17 protein-coding genes are annotated in these 22482 nt (G+C 69.2%); 9 read left to right on the top strand and 8 right to left on the bottom strand.

Features of this window, described 5'->3' with window-relative positions:
• Both OG306_RS07085 and OG306_RS07080 read left to right on the top strand, forming a co-directional pair.
• Entirely contained in the window at positions 1-1524 is a 1524-nt protein-coding gene (locus tag OG306_RS07085; protein ID WP_327259421.1) for a sugar ABC transporter ATP-binding protein, read from the top strand.
• Positions 1521-2573 (top strand): ABC transporter permease, encoded by a 1053-nt coding sequence (locus OG306_RS07080; protein WP_266745249.1) that lies wholly within the window; start codon positions 1521-1523, stop codon positions 2571-2573. Before OG306_RS07085 ends, OG306_RS07080 begins: the two co-directional genes overlap by 4 nt.
• 133 nt (positions 2574-2706) lie before the next feature.
• Here the strand turns inward: OG306_RS07080 and OG306_RS07075 are convergent, their stop codons facing one another.
• The 5 genes from OG306_RS07075 to OG306_RS07055 form a co-directional block, all read right to left on the bottom strand.
• A complete protein-coding gene (locus tag OG306_RS07075; RefSeq protein WP_037700470.1) occupies positions 2707-3378 on the bottom strand; it encodes a FadR/GntR family transcriptional regulator in 672 nt (223 codons plus the stop codon).
• 232 nt (positions 3379-3610) lie between these two features.
• A complete protein-coding gene (locus OG306_RS07070; RefSeq protein WP_266745248.1) occupies positions 3611-5221 on the bottom strand; it encodes a glycerol-3-phosphate dehydrogenase/oxidase in 1611 nt (536 codons plus the stop codon).
• 5 nt (positions 5222-5226) lie between these two features.
• A complete protein-coding gene (glpK, locus tag OG306_RS07065; protein ID WP_266745247.1) occupies positions 5227-6753 on the bottom strand; it encodes a glycerol kinase GlpK in 1527 nt (508 codons plus the stop codon).
• Between the two features lie 71 nt (positions 6754-6824).
• Entirely contained in the window at positions 6825-7616 is a 792-nt protein-coding gene (locus tag OG306_RS07060; RefSeq protein ID WP_266745246.1) for an MIP/aquaporin family protein, read from the bottom strand.
• Positions 7617-7880: 264 nt separating this feature from the next.
• A complete protein-coding gene (locus tag OG306_RS07055; RefSeq protein ID WP_266745245.1) occupies positions 7881-8645 on the bottom strand; it encodes an IclR family transcriptional regulator in 765 nt (254 codons plus the stop codon).
• A gap of 240 nt (positions 8646-8885) precedes the next feature.
• Here OG306_RS07055 and metH point away from each other — a divergent pair, with 240 nt between their 5' ends.
• The 3 genes from metH to OG306_RS07040 all read left to right on the top strand — a co-directional run bounded on the left by metH (position 8886) and on the right by OG306_RS07040 (position 15187).
• Complete coding sequence (metH, locus tag OG306_RS07050) at positions 8886-12398, top strand: methionine synthase (RefSeq protein WP_266745244.1); 3513 nt, start codon at positions 8886-8888, stop codon at positions 12396-12398.
• A gap of 120 nt (positions 12399-12518) precedes the next feature.
• Positions 12519-13220, top strand: coding sequence for an HAD family hydrolase (locus tag OG306_RS07045; protein WP_266745243.1), 702 nt, complete (start codon positions 12519-12521; stop codon positions 13218-13220).
• 365 nt (positions 13221-13585) lie between these two features.
• The gene (locus OG306_RS07040) at positions 13586-15187 is read left to right on the top strand and encodes an ABC transporter substrate-binding protein (RefSeq protein ID WP_327349974.1); all 1602 of its coding nucleotides are present in this window, start codon (positions 13586-13588) and stop codon (positions 15185-15187) included.
• A gap of 66 nt (positions 15188-15253) precedes the next feature.
• Here OG306_RS07040 and OG306_RS07035 read toward each other — a convergent pair whose 3' ends face one another.
• Positions 15254-15925: a response regulator gene (locus OG306_RS07035; protein WP_093541287.1), complete on the bottom strand. Its 672-nt coding sequence runs from the start codon at positions 15923-15925 to the stop codon at positions 15254-15256.
• A gap of 9 nt (positions 15926-15934) precedes the next feature.
• Positions 15935-16780 (bottom strand): RecB family exonuclease, encoded by an 846-nt coding sequence (locus OG306_RS07030; protein ID WP_266752104.1) that lies wholly within the window; start codon positions 16778-16780, stop codon positions 15935-15937.
• 170 nt (positions 16781-16950) lie between these two features.
• Between OG306_RS07030 and OG306_RS07025 the strand changes: the two genes are divergently transcribed.
• From OG306_RS07025 to OG306_RS07015, 3 genes are all read left to right on the top strand, one after another.
• Positions 16951-18201: a site-2 protease family protein gene (locus tag OG306_RS07025; protein WP_266907752.1), complete on the top strand. Its 1251-nt coding sequence runs from the start codon at positions 16951-16953 to the stop codon at positions 18199-18201.
• Positions 18202-18270: 69 nt separating this feature from the next.
• On the top strand, positions 18271-19176 hold the full coding sequence (locus tag OG306_RS07020; RefSeq protein WP_093541283.1) for a tRNA (adenine-N1)-methyltransferase: 906 nt from the start codon (positions 18271-18273) through the stop codon (positions 19174-19176).
• Between the two features lie 251 nt (positions 19177-19427).
• Positions 19428-20012 (top strand): hypothetical protein, encoded by a 585-nt coding sequence (locus OG306_RS07015; RefSeq protein ID WP_266745241.1) that lies wholly within the window; start codon positions 19428-19430, stop codon positions 20010-20012.
• 39 nt (positions 20013-20051) lie between these two features.
• On the opposite strand, the gene OG306_RS07010 is transcribed toward OG306_RS07015, so the two are convergent.
• Complete coding sequence (locus OG306_RS07010; protein ID WP_266907129.1) at positions 20052-20363, bottom strand: ferredoxin; 312 nt, start codon at positions 20361-20363, stop codon at positions 20052-20054.
• Between the two features lie 241 nt (positions 20364-20604).
• Between OG306_RS07010 and arc the strand changes: the two genes are divergently transcribed.
• Complete coding sequence (arc, locus tag OG306_RS07005; RefSeq protein WP_266907131.1) at positions 20605-22371, top strand: proteasome ATPase; 1767 nt, start codon at positions 20605-20607, stop codon at positions 22369-22371.
• The last annotated feature ends 111 nt before the right edge of the window (positions 22372-22482 follow it).

Raw genomic sequence — 22482 nt, 5'->3', positions numbered from 1 at the left:
ATGATCCAGGCACCACCACCTGCCGTAGAGGCGGCGGGCATCGTCAAACGCTTCGGTCCGACCGTGGCGCTCGACGGGGTGAAGCTCACCGTGCGGCCCGGTGAGTCCCACGCCCTCGTCGGCCGCAACGGCGCGGGCAAGTCGACGCTGGTCAGTGTCCTGACCGGGCTCCACAAGGCGGACGCGGGCACGGTCACCTTCGGTGGGGAGCCCGCGCCCGCCTTCGGGGACACCACGGCCTGGCAGTCGAAGGTCGCCTGCGTCTACCAGAAGTCGATGGTCGTCCCCGACCTGACCGTCGCCGAGAACCTCTTCCTCAACCGCTTCGACGACAACGCCCGCTGGATCAGCTGGGGGAAGCTCCGCAAGCGGGCCGAGGAGCTCCTCGCCGAGTACGGCGTCCAGGTCGACCCCGGCACCCGGGCGCGCGATCTCGCCGTCGAGCAGCGGCAGTTCGTCGAGATCGCGCGGGCGCTGTCCTTCGGCGCCCGGCTGATCATCCTGGACGAGCCGACCGCCCAGCTCGATGCCCGCGGCATCGGGCGGCTCTTCGACAAACTCAGGGAACTGCAGAGCCAGGGAGTGGCGTTCCTCTTCATCTCCCACCATCTGCAGGAGGTGTACGAGCTGTGCACGGCGGTCACCGTCTACCGCGACGCCCGTCATGTGCTCAGCGCGCCGGTCGCCGACGTCGCCAAGGCGGAACTGGTGGCGGCGATGACCGGCGAACAGTCCGCCGGCGCCACCGCCTGGCACGCGAGCGGTGACGGCGCGACGGCACGGGACGAATCGACCGCGCCCGTCCTGCGTACCGAACGCCTCACCATCCAGGGCCGGTTCGAACCCCTGGACCTGGAGGTCCGCCCCGGCGAGGTGCTCGGCCTCGCCGGCTCCGCGGCCAGCGGCAACACGGCCCTGGGCGAGACCCTGGCCGGAATGCGCAAGGCGAGCGGCGGCACGGTCTCCGTCCACGGCAGGGCCGTGCGCTCCGGCAGCGTGCCGCACGCACTGGACGCCGGGATCGGCTACATCCCCGAGGACCGGCACGACCAGGGCCTCGTCCTGGAACGCAGCGTCGCCGAGAACGCCACCCTCACCGTCACGGACCAGCTCGGCCCGTGGGGGACCGTACTGCCCTCCCGTACCAGGGAGTTCGCACGGACCATGATCACCTCGCTGGACATCAAGACACAGGGGCCCGAGCAGCCCGTCTCCGGACTCTCCGGCGGAAACCAGCAGAAGGTGGTGGTCGCCCGCGCGCTGGCCCGCAATCCGAGCGTGCTGGTGGCGGTCCGGCCCACCGCGGGTGTGGACGTCAAGTCCAAGGACTCGCTGCTCGGAGTCGTACGGCGGGTCGCCGACGAGGGGAACGCCGCAGTGATCATCTCGGACGAACTGGACGATCTGCGGGTCTGCGACCGGGTACTCGCCCTGTTCCACGGGCGTGTGGTCGCGACATTCGCCAGCGGGTGGACCGACGGGGAACTCGTCGCCGCCATGGAAGGTGTGGGGGAAAGGGAATGACCGGCACGGTACGGCCCGCGGCGGCCGACGACATCAACGGCGGGTCCAAGGGCTCGTTGACGGGCGAACGCCCGCTGGACCGGCTGAAGCTGATCCGGTGGAGCGACTTCTCCCTGGTACCGGTGATCCTGGTGCTGATGGTGATCGGGTTCATCGTCTCGCCGGTGTTCCTGACCTCCGAGAACCTGATCAGCGTCGTCCAGCAGTCCTCCGAGCTGAGCCTGCTGGTCCTGGGCCAGGCGCTGATCCTGATCTGCGGGCGGATGGACCTGTCGCTGGAGTCGACGATCGGCATCGCACCCGTCGTCGCGATGTGGCTCGTCCTGCCCACCGAGGGCGGCCGCTTCGCGGGCCTGGGCCTGCTGCCCACCTGGTCGGCGATCCCGCTCTGTCTGCTCGTGGGCCTCGCCATCGGTGCCGTCAACGGCTTCCTGATGCTGAAACTGCGGGTCAACGGCTTCATCGCCACGCTCGGCATGCTCACCATGCTGCGCGGCCTCCACATCGGCATCACCGAGGGCAAGTCCATCACCGACGTTCCGGAGTCCTTCCGCTACCTCGGCAAGAGCGAGTGGTTCGGCGCACCGGCCGCCGTCTGGATCTGCCTGGCGCTGTTCGCCGTCGGCGGCGCCGCGCTGGCCTGGCTGCGCCACGGACGTTCGCTGTACGCGATCGGCGGCAACCCGGAGGCCGCGCGCGCCGCGGGCATCCGGGTGGACCGCGTCACCTGGATCGTCCTCGCCATCGGCGGTCTGCTGGCGGCCTTCGCGGGCATCCTCTACACCGGCCACTACGGATCGGTCGCGGCGACCCAGGGCAACGGCTGGATCTTCCAGGTGTTCGCCGCCGCGGTCATCGGCGGCATCAGTCTCAAGGGCGGCCGTGGCACCCTGTTCGGCGCGCTGACCGGCGTACTGACGCTCCAACTGGTGGTCAACGTGATGACCCTCGGCGGTGTCCCGGCGCTGTGGAACCAGTTCCTCAACGGCGCGATCATCATCGTCGCCCTGGTCATCTCCCGCTTCGCGAGCGGCGAGAAGCAGGACTGAGGCCCGCCTCCCGAACGCCGGACGGGCAGATCCGCCCGTCCGGCGCTCGAGGACCGGGGTCCGGGGCCCGGGGCGGAGCCCCGGTTACGGGAAGGGGCGGGTGGGGGAAACAACCCACCAGCCCCTTCCCGCGCTACAGCGTCGACCGCAACCACTGCTCCACGCTCGCCACATGCACCGTCGCCCACGCCCGCGCGGCCTCCGCGTCCCGGTCCCGCAGCGCCGACACGATCGCCCGGTGCTCATGGAGCGTGCGGCTCACCGCGTCCTCCTGCGTCAGACCGCGCCAGACCCGCGCCCGGGTCGTCGGCCCCGACAACCCGTCGAGCAGCGAGCAGAGCACCGAGTTCCCGGAGGACTGCACGATCCCGCGGTGGAACTCCAGATCGCAGGCGACCAGCTCCTCCACCGAGGGCTGCGCGCCCAGGGCGTCCAACTGCGAGCTCAGCACGTCCAGTTGGGCCTCGCTGATCCGGGTGGCCGCCATCGCCGTCGCCGCCGGTTCCAGGATCCGGCGGACCGCCAGGAATTCGAGCACCGTGTCGTCGCGGTGGAAGTCCACGACGAAGCTCAGCGCCTCCAGCAGCAACTGCGGATCGAGGCTGGTCACATATGTGCCGTCGCCCTGCCGCACGTCGAGGATGCGGATCAGCGACAGGGCGCGCACCGCCTCCCGGAGGGAGTTGCGGGAGAGCCCCAGCTCGGCCGCGAGTTCGCTCTCCTTGGGGAGCCGGTCGCCGGGCCGTAGCGCACCCGAGACGATCATTCCCTTGATCTTCTCGATCGCCTCGTCGGTGACAGCCATGACGGTCCTCCTGGATCCAGACTGGAATCAGACATCCGATGTCTCCCCTCATTATGCGGGTCGGAAGAGACCGATGAACCAGGTCTGCCGCAGGTCGCCCCGGGGGATCGCACACGCACGGCGCCCGTACGGCTCGCCCACCGGCCCGAGGCCTCCCCGGCAGGCGGACGTACGGACATACGGACGGGGCGGCCCCACCCGGGAACCGCCCCGTCCGACGCGTACGGCCCCCTCAGCCCCGGTCGCCGAGCATGGACTCGACGCCGGCCCGGATCTCGTCCGTCGCCAGGCCCCGGATCGTCAGCGTCGTCCGCCGGCGCAGCACGTCGTCCGCCGTCTCGGCCCACTCGTGATCACGCGCGTAGGCGACCTGCGCCCAGATCTCCGGCGCGTCCGGGTGGACGCGCTCGGCCAGCGCCGGTTTCTCGTTCGCCAGCCGTGCGATGTCGAAGGCGAGCGAGCCGTAGTGGGTGGCGAGGTGGCGAGCCGTGTCGGCCGCCATCCGCGGGCCGGGCGTACCGCCGTCGATCAGCAGCCGGTGCGCCACCGCGTTCGGGTTGGCGATGCCGGGCAGCGGGAGCTTCTTCGGCAGCCGCGAGATCGGCTCCATGTCGTCCGCCAGGGGGTGGCCGGGGAGCGCGGCCAGCTTGTTCATCACCGTACGGCCGATGTGGCGGAACGTCGTCCACTTGCCGCCCGCGACCGACAGCATCCCGCCGCGGCCCTCCGTCACGACCGTCTCGCGCTTGGCCTTGGACGTGTCGCCCGGGCCTCCGGGCAGCACCCGCAGACCCGCGAAGGAGTACGTGATCAGATCGCGCGACAGCTGCTGGTCCTTGATGGAGAAAGCGGCCTCGTCCAGGATCTGCGCGGTGTCCTTCTCGTTGACCGCGACGTCCGCCGGATCGCTCTCGTACTCCTCGTCCGTCGTGCCGAGCAGCAGCATGTCCTCCCAGGGCAGGGCGAACGCGATCCGGTACTTGTCGATCGGGGTCGCCAGCGCGGCCTTCCACGGCCGCGTCCGCTTCAGGACCAGGTGCGCGCCCTTGGAAAGACGTATCGAAGGAGCCGCGCCGGCGTCCTCCATCTTCCGCAGGTGATCGACCCACGGGCCGGTGGCGTTCAGCACCAGACGGGCGTTGACGCCGAACTCCGTACCGTCCGTACGGTCCTCCAGGTCGGCGCCCGTCACCCGGCCCCGGGTGAACCGCAGTCCGGTCACCGCCGCGTGGTTGAGGACGACCGCACCCGCGTCGACGGCCGCGCGGACCGTCATCAGCGCCATCCGGGCATCGTTCATCTGGTCGTCGCCGTAGACCGCGACGGCCTTCAGACCGTCCGTACGCAGCTCCGGCACATCGCGCTGCGCCTTCGCCGGGCTGATGACGTGCCCGACCCCGTCACCGAACGCGGAGAGCGCCGAGTACGCGAACACACCGGCGCCGAGCTTGGCCGCGCCGTGCGGGCCGCCCTTGTAGACCGGCAGGTAGAAGGTGAGCGGATTGGTCAGGTGCGGTGCGACCTGACGGGACACCGCACGGCGCTCGAAGTGATTCTCCGCGACGAGCTTCACCGCACCGGTCTGCAGGTAGCGCAGACCGCCGTGGAGCAGCTTGGAGGAGGCGGAGGAGGTGGCGCCGGCGAAGTCGCCGGCGTCCACCAGGGCCACCCGCAGCCCGGACTGCGCGGCGTGCCAGGCGGTGGAGATGCCCAGGATGCCGCCACCGATCACCAGGAGGTCGTACGCAGCCTTGGACAGCTGCTCCCGGGTCTCGGCGCGGCTCGGGAGGGAGCCGGAGGCCGGGTGTGTCCCGAGTGCCGGGACGCTCTGCAGGGTGGTCATGGTGATTACTCCTCGTCTTCGAGCCAGCCCAGGGTCCGTTCCACGGCCTTGAGCCAGCTCTTGTACTCGCGGTCGCGGGTGTCCGCGTCCATGCGGGGTGTCCACTCGGCGGCCCGGCGCCAGTTGGCGCGCAGTGCGTCGGTGTCCGGCCAGAAGCCGACGGCGAGACCGGCGGCGTAGGCGGCGCCGAGGCAGGTCGTCTCGGCGACCATGGGCCGCACCACGGGTGCGTCCAGGAAGTCGGCGAGCGTCTGCATCAGCAAGTTGTTGGAGGTCATGCCGCCGTCGACCTTCAGGGCGGCGAGTTCGACACCGGAGTCCTTCGTCATGGCGTCGGTGATCTCCCGGGTCTGCCAGGCGGTGGCCTCCAGGACGGCACGGGCGATGTGGGCCTTGGTGACGTACCGGGTCAGGCCGGCGATGACGCCGCGGGCGTCGGAGCGCCAGTACGGGGCGAACAGACCGGAGAAGGCGGGCACGAAGTACGCGCCGCCGTTGTCCTCGACCGACAGGGCCAGCGTCTCGATCTCGGCCGCCGAGTTGATCAGGCCCATCTGGTCGCGCATCCACTGCACCAGCGAGCCGGTGACGGCGATGGAGCCTTCCAGGGCGTAGACCGGCTTCTGTTCGCCGATCCGGTACCCCACGGTCGTCAGCAGTCCGTTGTACGAGTTGACGGGCGTCTCACCGGTGTTCATCAGCATGAAGGTGCCGGTGCCGTACGTGGACTTGGCCTCGCCCTCGGAGAAACAGGTCTGGCCGAAGAGGGCCGCCTGCTGGTCGCCGAGCGCGGAGGCGACCGGGACGCCGTCCAGGACGCCGCCCTTCGCGGTGCCGTACACCTCGGCGGAGGAGCGGATCTCGGGCAGCACGGCCGCCGGGATCTCCATGGACGCGAGGATCTTGGTGTCCCACGTCATGGAGTGCAGGTTCATCAGGAGGGTGCGCGAGGCGTTGGTGACGTCGGTGACGTGGACGCCGCCGTTCGTACCGCCGGTCAGGTTCCAGATGACCCAGGAGTCCATCGTGCCGAAGAGGATGTCGCCGCGCTCGGCGCGCTCGCGCAGCCCCTCGACGTTGTCGAGCAGCCAGCGGACCTTGGGGCCCGCGAAGTACGAGGCGAGCGGCAGACCGGTCTCGCGGCGGAAGCGGTCCTGGCCCACATTGCGGCCGAGCTCCTTGCAGAGCGCGTCGGTGCGGGTGTCCTGCCAGACGAGGGCGTTGTGGACCGGCTCACCGGTGTTCTTGTCCCAGAGCAGCGTGGTCTCGCGCTGGTTGGTGATGCCGATGGCCTTCACGTCGGCGGCGGTGATGCCCGCCTTGACGACGGCGCCCGCCACGACCTCCTGGACGTTCTCCCAGATCTCCCTCGCGTTGTGCTCGACCCAGCCCGGCTTCGGGAAGATCTGTTCGTGCTCCTTCTGGTCGACGGAGACGATCCGGCCGTCCTTGTCGAAGACGATGCAGCGGCTGGAGGTGGTGCCCTGGTCGATGGCCGCGATGAACGGGCCGGTGGTGTGTGCGTCGGTCACGGTGTGCTCCCGGAGGTCTGTGTGGTCGTGAGGGTTACGGCTCTGTACGTCACAGCTCTGTACGTCACGGCTCAGGCGAAGGCGACGTTGTAGAGCCCGCCCGCGATCGCGCCGCCGACGAGCGGTCCGACGACCGGGATCCATGCGTAGCCCCAGTCGGAGCCGCCCTTGTTCGGCAGCGGAAGCAGCGCGTGCACGATACGCGGACCGAGGTCGCGAACCGGGTTGATCGCGTAACCCGTCGGCCCGCCGAGCGAGAGACCGATACCGACGACGACCAGCGCGGTGACCAACGCGCCGAGCGTGCCGAGGCCGTTGCCGTCGTTGTTGAGGCCCTGGGTGAGGATCGCCAGGACGAGCACGACGGTGGCGATGATCTCGGTGGCGAGGTTCTGCACCGCGTGCCGGATCTCGGGGCCGGTGGAGAAGATGCCCAGCACCGGGCCTGCCTTCGGGGCGGAGGACTGGTCGACCATGGCCTCTTCACCCGGCTGGGCGCCCACGATCTCCGGATCTGTGAGATGCGCCCGGAACTGCCCGTAGTACGTCAGCCAGACCAGCACCGCGCCGATCATCGCGCCGAACAGCTGCGAGACGAGGTACAGCGGTACATCGCTCCACTTGGTGCCGCCCTCGATCGCGAGACCGATCGTGACCGCCGGATTGAGATGCGCGCCGGACACGCCGCCGGCCAGATACGCGCCGGTCAGGACCGCGAAACCCCACCCGAAGGTGATGGCGAGCCAGCCGGCGTTCTGCGCTTTGGAGCGCTTGAGAGTGACGGCCGCGCAGACACCGCCGCCGAGCAGGATGAGTACGGCGGTACCGGTGGTCTCGCCGATGAAGATGTCGGAGCTGGACACCCGCGACTCCTTTGTCCTTCGTCCAGGAAAGCCGAACCCCGGGTCCCTCCGGTGGTCCGCGCCCTCACATGAGGGCGTTTTCCGGCCCTTGGCGCTGGCACACCTTAACGTGGAATTCCGTTAGCTGTTCGACAATGCCGACCGGTGAACGGCAATGCTTCCCCCAGGTGAAACACGCGTCAAGGGTTGTGTGGCCTGGAACTCGATCGTTACCGACGGCCCGCGGGTGGCGCGGCCGCCGGCGGTGATCACCCGCTGCCGCGATCAGAAGGGCCGGGCGCCCAGATCCCTGGAGACCGCGCGGGCGCAGTCCCGCACCGCGGCGATCAGTTCGGGGCGCAGCTCCCCGTCCGCGCAGACCCGCTCCACCGCGCCGGTCACGGCCACCGCGCCGACCGGCATCCGCCGCCGGTCGTGGATCGGGGCGGCCACCGCGGCCACGCCCTCCCAGGTCTCCTCCACGTCGGCCGCCCAGCCGCGGGCCCGGATCAGATCGAGCATCGCCTCGAACTCCGCCGTAGCGGTGACGGTGTGCGGGGTGAAGGACCTCCGCTCGGCCTCCATCGCCTCGGTGTGCGCCACCGGGTCGTACGCCGAGATCACCTTGCCCAGGGCCGTGGAGTGCAGCGGCTGCATGGCCCCGACCTCCAGGACCTGCCGGCTGTCGTCGGGCCGGAACACGTGGTGGACGATGAGGACGCCCTGCTGGTGAAGGACCCCCAGATAGGCGCTCTCGCCGCTGGAGCGGGCCAGGTCGTCCGTCCAGACGAGCGCGCGCGCCCGCAGCTCGTGGACGTCCAGATAGCTGTTGCCCAGGCGCAGCAGCTCGGCGCCCAGCTGATAGCGGCCGGACGCCGCGTCCTGCTCGACGAAGCCCTCGTGCTGGAGCGTGCGCAGAATGCCGTGTGCGGTGCCCTTGGCCAGGCCCAGTGAAGAGGCGATGTCGGACAGCCCCAGCCGACGCTCGCCGCCTGCCAGCAGGCGCAGCATCGCCGCCGCCCGCTCCAGCGACTGGATGTTCTTGGCCATCGCGCCGTACTCCTCCACCTCGGTTCGACAATGCTGAACACTATCGGTCGATGCCGACCCTTGCGTGCGCGCGCAGGAAAACCGCGGCACCACTGCGATCCGGACATCCGCCCCGCACAGCATGCCGTCCGTTCCGTGGGACGGAGTGACGGCCCCGGGCGCCGCCCGGCTACGCTGGCGTGGTGCGCCTTCCGCCGAAGCCGCAAAGCCGACAGCCGTCGCATCCCAGGGAGTACATCCATGGCCTCGTCGCCGACCCCTTCCGCCGACAGCCGGAACCGAGCCGAAGCCCTCCGTGAGGCACTCGCCACCCGGGTGGTGGTGGCCGACGGTGCCATGGGCACCATGCTCCAGGCACAGGACCCGACCCTCGAGGACTTCCAGAACCTCGAAGGCTGCAACGAGATCCTGAACGTCACGCGCCCCGACATCGTGCGCTCCGTGCACGAGGAGTACTTCGCCGTCGGCGTGGACTGTGTCGAGACGAACACCTTCGGCGCCAACCTGGCCGCCCTGGGCGAGTACGACATCGCCGAGCGGGTCTTCGAGCTCTCCGAGTCCGGCGCGCGCATCGCCCGCGAGGTCGCCGACGAATTCACCGCCTCCACCGGGCAGCAGCGCTGGGTGCTCGGCTCCATGGGCCCGGGCACGAAGCTGCCGACGCTGGGCCACGCCCCGTACACCAAGCTCCGCGACGCCTACCAGCAGAACGCCGAGGGCATGATCGCCGGCGGTGCCGACGCCCTCCTGGTCGAGACCACCCAGGACCTGCTGCAGACCAAGGCCTCCGTCGTCGGCGCCCGCCGCGCCCTGGAGGCCACCGGGGCCAACCTCCCGGTGATCTGCTCCGTCACCGTCGAGACGACCGGCACCATGCTGCTCGGCTCCGAGATCGGCGCGGCGCTCACCGCCCTGGAGCCGCTCGGCATCGACCTCATCGGTCTGAACTGCGCCACCGGCCCGGCCGAGATGAGCGAGCACCTGCGCTACCTCGCCCGGCACTCGCGCATCCCGCTCTCCTGCATGCCCAACGCCGGCCTCCCCGTGCTCGGCAAGGACGGCGCGCACTACCCGCTGTCCCCGGCCGAACTGGCCGACGCCCAGGAGACCTTTGTCCGCGAGTACGGCCTCGCGCTGGTCGGCGGCTGCTGCGGTACGACCCCGGAGCACCTGCGCCAGGTCGTCGAGCGGGTCCGCGGCGTCGCCGTCACCCCCCGCGTCCCGCACCCCGAGCCGGGCGCCGCGTCCCTCTACCAGACCGTCCCGTTCCGCCAGGACACCTCGTACCTCGCGATTGGTGAGCGGACGAACGCCAACGGCTCCAAGAAGTTCCGCGAGGCCATGCTGGAGGCCCGCTGGGACGACTGCGTGGAGATGGCCCGCGACCAGATCCGCGAGGGCGCCCACATGCTCGACCTGTGCGTCGACTACGTGGGCCGCGACGGAGTGGCGGACATGGAGGAGCTGGCCGGCCGCTTCGCCACCGCCTCCACCCTGCCGATCGTGCTCGACTCCACCGAACTGCCCGTCCTGCGCGCAGGTCTGGAGAAGCTCGGCGGCCGTGCCGTCCTCAACTCCATCAACTACGAGGACGGCGACGGACCCGAGTCCCGCTTCGCCAAGGTCACCGCGCTGGCCGCCGAGCACGGCGCTGCGCTGATCGCCCTGACCATCGACGAGGAGGGCCAGGCCCGCACGGTCGAGCACAAGGTCGCCATCGCCGAGCGGCTCATCGCGGACCTGACCGGCAACTGGGGCATCCAGGAGTCGGACATCCTCATCGACACCCTGACCTTCACGATCTGTACCGGCCAGGAGGAATCCCGCGGCGACGGCGTCGCCACCATCGGGGCCATCCGCGAACTGAAGAAGCGCCACCCCGACGTACAGACGACGCTCGGCCTGTCCAACATCTCCTTCGGCCTCAACCCGGCCGCCCGTGTCGTCCTCAACTCCGTCTTCCTCGACGAGTGCGTCAAGGCCGGTCTCGACTCCGCGATCGTGCACGCCTCCAAGATCCTTCCGATCGCACGCCTCGAAGAGGAGCAGGTCGAGGTCGCGCTCGACCTCATCTACGACCGGCGCTCCGAGGGCTACGACCCCCTCCAGAAGCTCATGGAGCTCTTCGAGGGCGTCAGCACGAAGTCGATGAAGGCGGGCAAGGCCGAGGAACTCCTCGCCCTGCCGCTCGACGAACGCCTCCAGCGCCGCATCATCGACGGCGAGAAGAACGGCCTGGAGACCGACCTCGACGAGGCCCTGAGGACCCGCCCGGCCCTCGACATCGTCAACGACACCCTCCTGGAGGGCATGAAGGTCGTCGGCGAGCTCTTCGGCTCCGGCCAGATGCAGCTGCCGTTCGTGCTCCAGTCCGCCGAGGTCATGAAGACCGCGGTGGCCTACCTGGAGCCGCACATGGAGAAGTCCGACGCCGAGGGCAAGGGCACCATCGTCCTGGCCACCGTCCGCGGCGACGTCCACGACATCGGCAAGAACCTCGTCGACATCATCCTCTCCAACAACGGCTACAACGTCGTGAACCTCGGCATCAAGCAGCCCGTCTCCGCGATCCTGGAGGCCGCCGAGGAGCACCGCGCCGACGTCATCGGCATGTCCGGCCTGCTGGTGAAGTCCACCGTGATCATGAAGGAGAACCTGGAGGAGCTGAACCAGCGCAAGCTGGCCGCCGACTTCCCGGTGATCCTCGGCGGCGCCGCCCTCACCCGGGCCTACGTCGAGCAGGACCTCCACGAGATCTACGAGGGCGAGGTCCGCTACGCCCGCGACGCGTTCGAGGGGCTGCGTCTGATGGACGCCCTGATCGCGGTCAAGCGCGGCGTGCCCGGCGCCGTCCTTCCGGAACTCAAGCAGCGCCGCGTTCCCAAGCGCGACACTGCGGTCCTGGAGATCGACGAGCCGCAGGAGGGCGTCCGCTCCGACGTCGCCGTGGACAACCCGGTCCCCGAGCCCCCCTTCTGGGGTACCCGGGTCGTCAAGGGCATCCAGCTCAAGGAGTACGCGTCCTGGCTGGACGAGGGCGCGCTCTTCAAGGGCCAGTGGGGCCTGAAGCAGGCCCGCGCCGGTGACGGACCGACGTACGAGGAACTGGTCGAGACCGAGGGCCGCCCGCACCTGCGCGGCTGGCTCGACAAGCTCCACACCGAGAACCTGCTGGAAGCCGCCGTCGTCTACGGCTACTTCCCCTGCGTCTCCAAGGGCGACGACCTGATCCTGCTCCACGAGGACGGTTCCGAGCGCACCCGCTTCACCTTCCCGCGCCAGCGCCGCGGCCGCCGCCTCTGCCTCGCGGACTTCTTCCGCCCCGAGGAGTCCGGCGAGACGGACGTGATCGGCCTCCAGGTCGTCACCGTCGGTTCGAAGATCGGCGGCGAGACCGCCAAGCTCTTCGAGGCCAACGCCTACCGCGACTACCTGGAGCTGCACGGCCTGTCCGTACAGCTGGCCGAGGCCCTCGCCGAGTACTGGCACGCCCGCGTCCGCTCCGAGCTCGGCTTCGGCGGCGAGGACCCGGCCGATGTCGAGGACATGTTCGCCCTGAAGTACCGCGGCGCGCGCTTCTCCCTCGGCTACGGCGCCTGCCCCGACCTGGAGGACCGGGCGAAGATCGCCGAGCTGCTCCAGCCGGAGCGGATCGGCGTGCAGCTCTCGGAGGAATTCCAGCTGCACCCGGAACAGTCCACCGACGCGATCGTCATCCATCACCCGGAGGCGAAGTACTTCAACGCGCGGTAGGACTGCGTTCGACGCGTCGCAGCAGAACAAGTCGTAGACTGGTCGGTCCAGTGCAGGCCGGTCGCCCTTCCCACGGGAAAAGGCGGCCGGCCTTCTCGTCCCTTACGGAAGGTGTGCCGGATGACCAGCACGGTTCCTGTGTCCATGACCCGCACGGCGGAAGGCGCCGCCCTGCAGGCCGTCCTGCTCGACATGGACGGCACCCTCGTCGACACCGAGGGCTTCTGGTGGGACGCCGAAGTGGAGGTCTTCGCCGAGCTCGGGCACCAGCTCGACGAGGCGTGGCGGGATGTGGTGGTCGGCGGGCCGATGACCCGCAGTGCCGGCTACCTCATGGATGTGACCGGCGCGGACATCACCCTCGCCGAACTCACCGTGCTGCTCAACGACCGCTTCGAGGCGCGCATCGGCCGTGGTGTGCCGCTGATGCCGGGTGCGGCACGGCTGCTGGCCGAACTGGCCAGGCACGAGATTCCCACCGCCCTGGTCTCCGCCTCGCACCGCCGGATCATCGACCGGGTGCTGGACTCGGTGGGTCACCACCACTTCTCGCTGACCGTCGCGGGCGACGAGGTCGCCCGTACGAAGCCGCACCCGGAGCCCTACCTCACCGCCGCGTCCGGCTTCGGGGCCGAGCCCGAGCGGTGTGCGGTCATCGAGGACACCGCGACCGGAGTCGCGGCCGCGGAGGCCGCGGGCTGCTGGGTGGTCGCCGTACCGTCCGTCGCACCGATCGCCCCGGCATCCGGCCGTGTGGTCGTACGTTCGCTCGAAGAAGTCGACCTCGCATTTCTCCGGGGGCTGGTCACGGGAATGCAGTGATCCACACACCGAGAGTGTTTCTGTGAATAAACCGAAAAATTCTCGGCATCGGATGGTGCATTTTCTGTCGTGTGCACGTGCGTGAAGGCCGGGCGCCCGACAAAGGAAAGAAAGAGGCCCAGGCGTGACCTTTGTCACCCGAATTACAGAGGAGGGCCTTCCGAGATCGTCCGAGGTGTCCGATTCGGGGTGTCGAAGTGTCACGATTGATGGCCTCTTGCCCGAAACTCTCCCCGCCAGGAAAAACGGCTCGCCGGTAATTCCCGGCGCAGCCTGATTACACACCGGGCATATCCGGTCCGGCATTGCCGACGCCGCCCGCTAATGTCGTTTTCTCCATGCCGGGATGAGGGAGAGCGTCCACAATGAACCGTAAGACTCTGGTGCTGCCGGCCGTCGTCGGCCTGCTCGCACCCGCACTCGCCGCCTGCGGCGCGTCGGGTGACGGGAGCGATGGCAGGGCCGCCATCGTTGTCGGCACCACGGACCAGTTCGTGACCTCCAAGGCGAATCCCGCACCGCTCGACCCCGCCATCGGCTACGAAGCGGGCGTGTGGAACGTGCTCCGGCAGACCGTGCAGACCCTGACACATGTGCCGCGCGGCGGCGGCGAGCCGGTGCCCGAAGCGGCCGAGAGCTGCATCTTCACGGACACCCAGAACGAGAGCTACCGCTGCAAGCTGCGCGCCGGCCTGAAGTTCGCCGACGGCAAGCCGATCACCGCCGATGACGTGAAGTACTCCATCGACCGCGTCATCCGCATCAATGCGGCCAACGGGCCCGTCGCCCTGCTCGCCAACATCGACACCGTCGAGACGCGGGGCGAGCGGGAGGTTGTCTTCCACCTCCGCACGCCGGACGCCACGTTCCCGTACAAGCTCGCCACCCCGGTCGCCGGGATAGTGCCGCGGAGTAAGTACGCCGCGAAGTCCGCGCGCACCGGATTCCAGGTGGACGGCTCCGGGCCGTACACCATGAAGGCGGAAGTCGTGCACCACCGGGTCGTCAAGGTCCTCTTCACCAGGAACCCGCACTACAAGGGCGATCTGGTGGTACGGAACGACGAGGTCGAACTGGACCTCTTCCCCGACGCCAAGAAGATGGGGAAGGCCCTGGACAGCAAGAAGATCGACATGATGACCCGCACCATGTCACCCGAGCAGTCCCGGGAGCTGCTCGAAAACCCCGAGAGCGGCATCAAGCTCACCGAGATGCCCGGTCTCGCCATCCGCTTCCTCGGCTTCGACACCAAGGACCCGGCCGTGAAGAACAAGGCCGTACGCCAGGCCATGGCCCAGGTCGTCGACCGGGGTGAGATCGCGAGCAAGGTGTACGGCACCACGGCCGAGCCGCTGTACTCGCTGATCCCGTCCGGCATCACCGCGCACACCAACTCGTTCTACAACAAGTACGGCGAGCCCAGCACCGCGAAGGCCGCAGCGATCCTGCACGCCGCGCGCATCGACACCCCGGTGAAGCTCACCCTGCACTACACGACAGACCACTTCGGCACCGGCACGGCCACCGAATTCGAAGCCCTGAAGAAGCAGTTCAACGACACCGGGCTGTTCGACGTCACCGTCCGGGGCACTGCCTGGGAGAAGTACCGCCCCGCGCAGGTGCGCGGCGACTACGCCGTCTACGGCATGGGCTGGTTCCCCGACTTCCCGGACCCCGACAACTTCACGGCGCCGTTCCTCGACGGGAACAACTTCCTCAACTCGCCCTACACGTCGGACCTGGCCCGGAAGACGCTCATCCCGCAGTCCCGCCGGGAGTCCGACCGCAGCGCTTCGGCCAAGACATTCCAGCGGCTCCAGGACATCGTTGCCCAGGACGTCCCCGTACTGCCGATCTGGCAGGACAAGCAGTACGTCGCCTCCCGCGAAGGCCTCACCGGCGTCGAATGGGCGGTCAACTCATCCGCCGACCTCCAGCTCTGGGAGCTCGCCGACAGCACCGTCTGAGTACGGACGACGCCCCGGCCGTACCCGGCCGGGGCGCACGCAGGCTCCGCCGGCCCGTTCGTCCGCTCACTGGGCGCCGGGGCGCACCAGACCGCTCTCGTACGCGTACACGGCCGCCTGCACCCGGTCCCGCAGGCCGAGCTTGGTCAGGACATGGCCGACATGCGTCTTGACCGTCGTCTCACTGACGAACAGATCCGCGGCGATCTCCGCGTTCGACAGGCCGCGCGCCACCAGCTTCAGCACCTCGACCTCACGGTCCGTCAGCGTGTGCAGGGTGTCGGGCACCGGCTCCTCGCCGGACGGCAGATGATCCGCGTACTTGTCGAGCAGCCTGCGGGTGATGCTCGGAGCGAGCATCGCCTCGCCCGCCGCGACCACACGGATCGCCTGCACCAGTTCATTGGCCGGAGCGTCTTTCAACAGGAAGCCGCTGGCACCGGCGCGCAACGCCTCCACCACGTACTCGTCGAGATCGAACGTGGTCAGCACCAGCACCTTCGCCGGACCGTCCCGGCCCGGACCGGTGATCTGACGCGTCGCCTCGACGCCGTCCATCCGCGGCATACGGATGTCCATCAGCACCACATCGGGCTGCAGCGCCCGCACCTGGTCGAGAGCCTGGAGGCCGTCACCGGCCTCGCCCACCACCGCGAGATCCCCCTCCGCCTCCAGAATCATCCGGAAGCCGGTGCGCAGCAGCGGTTGGTCGTCGACCAGTAGGACGCGGATAGCCACAAGGTCTCCTCAAGGTCCTTCCAGGGCCACAGGCCGGGCGGCCTCGGCACGGACCGGATCCATTCTGCCCTGGACATCCTGCTCCGATTCCGCCGGGCGTACGGACAACGGATATACCGGGGGAGTGCCGCCGAATTCGGGGCAGGCCGCCTGGTGGTCGCACCAGCCGCAGAGCTTCGTCGGCCGGGGCCGCCACTCGCCCGTCTCCGTCGCCAGCCGGATCGCGTCCCAGAGCGCCAGCAGCTTCCGCTCGACCCGCTCCAGATCCGCCACCACCGGGTCGTACGTCATGATGTCGCCGCTGCCGAGATAGACGAGCTGGAGCCGCCGCGGCACCACACCCTTCAGCCGCCAGATCACCAGCGCGTAGAACTTCATCTGGAAGAGCGCACCCTCCGCGTACTCCGGACGCGGCGCCTTCCCCGTCTTGTAGTCGACGATCCGGACCTCGCCCGTGGGTGCCACATCGATCCGGTCGATCACCCCGCGCAGCCGCAGCCCCGACTCCAGCTCCGTCTCGACGAACAGCTCCCGCTCGGCGGGCTCCAGGCGCGTCGGATCCTCCAGCGAGAACCACCGCTCCACCAGGCTCTCCGCCTCGGAGAGCCAGCGCGACAGCCGCTCGCCCCCGGCATCCTCCGCGAACAGCTCCGACAGCTCCGGCTTCGACTCCAGCAGCCGGTCCCACTGGGCGGGGATCAGGGCCGTGGCCCGGCCGGCCGTGCGCTCCGCGGCCGGGTTGTCGAAGAGCCGCTCCAGCACCGCGTGCACCAGCGTGCCCCGGGTGGCCGCTTCGCTGGGCTTCTCCGGCAGTTTGTCGATGACCCGGAAGCGGTACAGCAGAGGACACTGCATGAAATCGCTCGCCCGCGACGGCGACAGGGACGAAGGCGGCTGCGGCGGCCGCGGCAGGGACGTCATGTCGAAGACCCTACGGCCCGCCACTGACAGTCGGCGGCATACCATCGACCACACACCTCGAACACTGCATGATCGTGCCGACCGGCACCGACCGAAGGGACCTCGTGGACGAGAGCGGCGACAGCGGGCGGCCGCAGCCCGGTACGGGGGGAACAGCCCCCGGCACCGGCCCCGACAAGGGCGAGCCGCGGCGCCCCGAAGAACCCGGAGGGGGCCTTCTCATGGGCCGTCCTTTCGGCGTGCCCGTGTACGTTGCACCCAGCTGGTTCGTCGTGGCCGCACTGATCACCTGGGTCTTCGGCGGCCAGCTCGAACGGGTGCTGCCCGAGCTCGGCGCCGCGCGCTATCTGGTCTCCCTGTTCTTCGCGATCGCCTTCTACGCCTCCGTACTCGTCCACGAACTCGCCCACACGGTCGTCGCGCTGCGCTACAAGCTGCCGGTGCGCCGCATCCAGCTCCAGTTCTTCGGCGGCGTCTCCGAGATCGAGAAGGAGTCCGAGACCCCCGGCCGCGAATTCCTCCTCGCCTTCGTCGGCCCCCTGCTCTCCCTGGTGCTCGCCGGCGTCTTCTACGCCGGGATGAAGTTCGTCGAACCCGGCACCGTGCCCGGTGTCCTCCTCGCCGGACTGATGGTCTCCAACCTCTTGGTGGCCGCCTTCAACCTCCTGCCCGGCCTCCCGCTCGACGGCGGACGGATGCTCCGCGCCGTCGTCTGGAAGATCACCGGCCGGCCGATGAGCGGCACCGTCGCCGCCGCCTGGGTCGGCCGCGCCCTCGCCGTCGTCACCCTCATCGGCCTCCCGCTGCTCACCCACACCGGCTCCTTCGGGAACAATCCCCGGGAGCTCAGCGGCATGGAGACCGTCACCGACGCCCTGCTCGCCGCCATCCTCGCCGCCATCATCTGGACCGGAGCGGGCAACAGCCTGCGCGTGGCCCGGCTGCGCGAGCACCTTCCCGAACTGCGTGCCCGCACCCTCACCCGGCGCGCCGTGCCCGTGGAGGCCGACACCCCGCTCTCCGAGGCCCTGCGCCGCGCCAACGAGGCGGGCGCCCGCGCCCTCGTCGTCGTCGACGGACACGGCGAACCCACGGGCGTCGTCCGCGAAACGTCGATCGTCTCCATCCCCGAACACCGCCGCCCCTGGGTCGCCGTCAGCGGCCTCGCCCAGGACCTCACGGAGGGCATGAAGATCTCCGCAGAGCTGGCCGGCGAAGCACTCCTGGACCGCCTCAAGGCCCATCCCGCCACCGAGTACCTCGTCCTGGAGGAGACCGGGGAGATCTACGGAGTGCTGTCCACCGCCGATGTAGAACGGGCCTTCGTCGCCGCCCTGGCCAGGCCGGCCGCCTGAGAGGCTGCCGGCCAGGCGTCCGCCCCGCCTCGCGGTCGGAGCCCCGGGAATCACCGGTAGGCTGGTCACATGTCTGAACCGACCGGTGCCGCCCGCCGACGCGGGCCCTTCAAGGTCGGGGACCAGGTCCAGCTCACCGATCCCAAGGGACGCCACTACACCTTCACGCTCGAAGCCGGAAAGAACTTCCACACCCACAAGGGTTCTTTCCCGCACGACGAGCTGATCGGTGCCCCCGAGGGCAGTGTTGTCCGAACCACGGGAAACGTCGCCTACCTCGCGCTGCGCCCCCTGCTCCCCGACTACGTCCTGTCCATGCCCCGCGGCGCCGCCGTGGTCTACCCCAAGGACGCGGGGCAGATCCTGGCCTTCGCGGACATCTTCCCCGGCGCCCGCGTCGTGGAAGCCGGCGTCGGCTCCGGCTCGCTCTCCACCTTCCTGCTGCGCGCCATCGGCGACCAGGGCATGCTGCACTCCTACGAGCGCCGCGAGGACTTCGCCGAGATCGCCCAGCAGAACGTGGAGCGCTACTTCGGCGAACCGCACCCCGCCTGGCAGCTCACCGTCGGCGACCTCCAGGACAACCTGTCGGACACCGACGTCGACCGTGTCATCCTTGACATGCTCGCCCCCTGGGAGTGCCTGGAGGCCGTCTCCAAGGCGCTCGTGCCCGGCGGCATCCTCTGCGCGTACGTCGCGACCACCACGCAGCTCGCGCGGACCGTCGAGTCGATCCGCGAGATCGGCTGCTTCGCCGAACCGCAGCCCTGGGAATCGATGATCCGCAACTGGCACGTAGAGGGCCTGGCCGTCCGCCCGGACCACCGCATGATCGGCCACACCGGCTTCCTCGTCACCGCCCGCCGCCTGGCCGACGGTGTGGAGGCCCCGCTGCGCCGCCGCCGCCCCGCCAAGGGCGCCTACGGCGAGGACTACGACGGTCCCGGCAGCCAGAGCGGCTCCTCCCGCGGCTGAGAGGCTGTCGGGTGACCTCCGAGCCGCACAACGTACCGGCGCCGCCGCCGAGTTCCCGGACCGACCCGGGAACTCGGCGGCGGCGCCGGTACGTTGCCGCTGCGGACACGCGTCCCTGGCCGACCCCACCGTTCCCCTGATCTGCGCGGTGTGGCACGATGCTGGCCACCCCGCACCACCGCGGACGTCCCACCGGTGGCACCGCCCGACCAGGCATCCTCGATCCACAGGAACCACAGGAGACATCCCGCGTGCAGACCTCCGAGCTCCCGGACCTCGCGCACACCGACACCAAGCCGCTCCACTGGCTCGCCACCGCGACAGCGATGGCCGCCGTCATCGCGGCAGCCGGCATGCTCCAGCCGGACCCCACCGCCCCCGCCTCGGCCCCCCACGGGACGGCCGCACGGCACGGCACCGCGCCCGTCGCCGCCCCCGATCCGCAGCGGGTGGCCTACCCCCTGGAATGTGCCGGGCTGGAGAACACCGTGGCCCAGCAGGCGCCCGGCGACCTCGACGGCGACGGCCGCCCCGAGACCGTAGCCGTGGTCCACTGCGCGGCCGGATCCGGCACCCCGCCCAGCGGTGTCTACGTCCTCACACAGGGGGACGGGGACGGGGCCGCGCCCAGGATCGTGGCGACCCTGGTGGACCCCGCCCAGCAGATGAGCATCGGCGATTTCGCGGTGCGTGACGGAGCTGTCTTCGCCACCCTGTTCGGCTACTCCTCGGCCGACGTACCCCGCTGCTGTCCCGACCAGCAGGAAAAGGTCACCTGGCGGTGGCAGGGCGGTGCGTTCGTCCGCACCATCCAGGACGGCCCCGGCAATGCCTGAGCGGTCACCGCGCGTGCCCGCCCGCCCACAACCGCCGGATCAGGCGGCCTCGGGTCCGTACACCTCGACCCTGTCCGAAACGCGACGTACATGGATGCAGTCGCCCGGGCACTCCTTGGCCGAATCGACGACATCCTGAAGCAGCGGAAGCGGTACGGGTGTGGTCGCGCCCTTGTCCTGCAGCAGCTCGTCGTCACCGCTCTTCACATACGCCAGGCCGTCGATGTCCAGCTCGAACACCTCGGGTGCGTACTGCACGCAGATCCCGTCCCCCGTACACAGGTCCTGGTCGATCCAGACCTCCAGGTCCTGAGTGTCGCTGCCGGTGGGAGCCTCCTGCTGCACGGTCATTTCTCCTGCCGTTCCCTGCGTATCCGAACCAAATGAAGCCAGCCCTGACGGGTGTTGAACGGTTCGACGATACAACTGGCCGCTTTCCGATGTTGAAGGGTGGGTATTCCCCTCTCACGAGGGGGAACGCAAGGGTGAAGATCGGACACACCCCGCAGTCTTTGTGATCTAGGGGTTTCAATCATCACCCACCCAGGTAGGGTCAGGAAGCGTCCAGCTCCCCTTGGAGGAGGTGAGGACCGTGGCAGCCCACGACGACGACATCAACCGCGGCATCCGGCCCGGGCGGGGGTCCGAAGACCCAGCCGGCCAGGTCGCCTATCTCGAGCAGGAAATCGCCGTCCTGCGACGTAAGCTCGCCGACTCTCCGCGCCATACGAGGATTCTCGAAGAGCGGATCGTCGAGTTGCAGACCAACCTGGCAGGCGTGTCCGCGCAGAACGAGCGGCTCGCCAACACGCTCCGCGAGGCCCGCGACCAGATCGTGGCCCTCAAGGAAGAAGTCGACCGGCTCGCACAGCCGCCGGCCGGTTTCGGCGTGTTCTTGCAGGGCAATGAGGACGGCACCTGCGACATCTTCACCGGAGGCCGGAAACTCCGGGTGAATGTCAGTCCCAGCGTCGAGCTCGACGACCTCCGGCGCGGCCAGGAAGTCATGCTCAACGAAGCGCTCAACGTGGTCGACGCCATGGAATTCGAACGGGCCGGGGACATCGTGACCCTCAAGGAAATCCTTGAGGACGGCGAGCGCGCCCTGGTCATCGGGCACACCGACGAGGAACGGGTGGTACGGCTCGCGGAGCCGCTGCTGGACGCCACCATCCGCCCCGGCGACTCCCTGCTGCTCGAACCCAGGTCCGGCTACGTCTACGAAGTGGTCCCCAAGAGCGAGGTCGAAGAGCTCGTCCTCGAAGAGGTGCCGGACGTCGACTACAGCAAGATCGGCGGCCTGGGCGACCAGATCGAGCTGATCCGGGACGCGGTCGAGCTCCCCTACCTCCACCCCGACCTCTTCAAGGAGCACGAACTGCGGCCGCCGAAGGGCATCCTGCTCTACGGGCCGCCCGGCTGCGGCAAGACACTCATCGCCAAGGCAGTGGCCAACTCCCTTGCCAAGAAGGTCGCCGAAGTCACCGGCCAGCCCGCGGGCAAGAGCTACTTCCTCAACATCAAGGGCCCGGAACTCCTCAACAAGTACGTCGGCGAGACCGAGCGGCACATCCGCCTGGTCTTCCAGCGCGCCCGCGAGAAGGCGAGTGAGGGCACCCCCGTCATCGTCTTCTTCGACGAGATGGAGTCCCTCTTCCGCACCCGGGGATCCGGCGTCAGCTCGGACGTGGAGAACACCATCGTCCCCCAGCTGCTCGCCGAGATCGACGGTGTCGAGGGCCTGGAGAACGTCATCGTCATCGGCGCCTCCAACCGCGAGGACATGATCGACCCCGCGATCCTGCGCCCCGGCCGCCTCGATGTGAAGATCAAGATCGAGCGCCCCGACGCGGAGGCCGCGAAGGACATCTTCGCGAAGTACCTCACGCCTTCGCTGCCCCTGCACGCGGACGACCTCGCGGAGCACATCGGCTCCAAGGAAGCCGCCACGCACGCGATGATCCAGTCCGTCGTCGAGCGGATGTACACCGAGTCCGAGGAGAACCGCTTCCTCGAAGTCACGTACGCCAACGGCGACAAGGAAGTCCTCTACTTCAAGGACTTCAATTCCGGCGCGATGATCCAGAACATCGTCGACCGGGCCAAGAAGATGGCCATCAAGGACTTCCTCGACCAGGGCCAGAAGGGCCTTCGCGTCTCCCATCTCCTCCAGGCATGCGTGGACGAGTTCAAGGAGAACGAGGACCTGCCGAACACCACGAACCCGGACGACTGGGCCCGCATCTCCGGCAAGAAGGGCGAGCGGATCGTCTTCATCCGCACGCTCGTCACCGGAAAGCAGGGCGCGGACACCGGTCGCTCCATCGACACGGTGGCGAATACCGGGCAGTACCTGTAGAACGCGCACCGGCTGCGGATGCCCGGCCGGGCATCCGCAGCCGGTCGCTTTCCGGACAGCTCGCACGACACCGCAGCAATGACGTAATTGATCTCCCCACCAGCACAGAGG

This window comes from Streptomyces sp. NBC_01241, assembly GCF_041435435.1.
Taxonomy (GTDB): Bacteria; Actinomycetota; Actinomycetes; order Streptomycetales; family Streptomycetaceae; genus Streptomyces.
The sequence above is the reverse complement of the archived record's forward strand: the minus strand, read 5'-3'. Positions and strand labels throughout refer to the sequence as shown.

Coding starts and splice junctions, on each gene's coding strand:
- OG306_RS07010 (WP_266907129.1), bottom strand. CDS start 20,363: ATGACCGTGCAGCAGGAGGCTCCCACCGGCAGCGACACTCAGGACCTG.
- OG306_RS07075 (WP_037700470.1), bottom strand. CDS start 3,378: ATGGCTGTCACCGACGAGGCGATCGAGAAGATCAAGGGAATGATCGTC.
- OG306_RS07080 (WP_266745249.1), top strand. CDS start 1,521: ATGACCGGCACGGTACGGCCCGCGGCGGCCGACGACATCAACGGCGGG.
- OG306_RS07030 (WP_266752104.1), bottom strand. CDS start 16,780: ATGCAGTGTCCTCTGCTGTACCGCTTCCGGGTCATCGACAAACTGCCG.
- OG306_RS07070 (WP_266745248.1), bottom strand. CDS start 5,221: ATGACCACCCTGCAGAGCGTCCCGGCACTCGGGACACACCCGGCCTCC.
- metH (WP_266745244.1), top strand. CDS start 8,886: ATGGCCTCGTCGCCGACCCCTTCCGCCGACAGCCGGAACCGAGCCGAA.
- OG306_RS07045 (WP_266745243.1), top strand. CDS start 12,519: ATGACCAGCACGGTTCCTGTGTCCATGACCCGCACGGCGGAAGGCGCC.
- OG306_RS07055 (WP_266745245.1), bottom strand. CDS start 8,645: ATGGCCAAGAACATCCAGTCGCTGGAGCGGGCGGCGGCGATGCTGCGC.
- OG306_RS07020 (WP_093541283.1), top strand. CDS start 18,271: ATGTCTGAACCGACCGGTGCCGCCCGCCGACGCGGGCCCTTCAAGGTC.
- OG306_RS07040 (WP_327349974.1), top strand. CDS start 13,586: ATGAACCGTAAGACTCTGGTGCTGCCGGCCGTCGTCGGCCTGCTCGCA.
- OG306_RS07085 (WP_327259421.1), top strand. CDS start 1: ATGATCCAGGCACCACCACCTGCCGTAGAGGCGGCGGGCATCGTCAAA.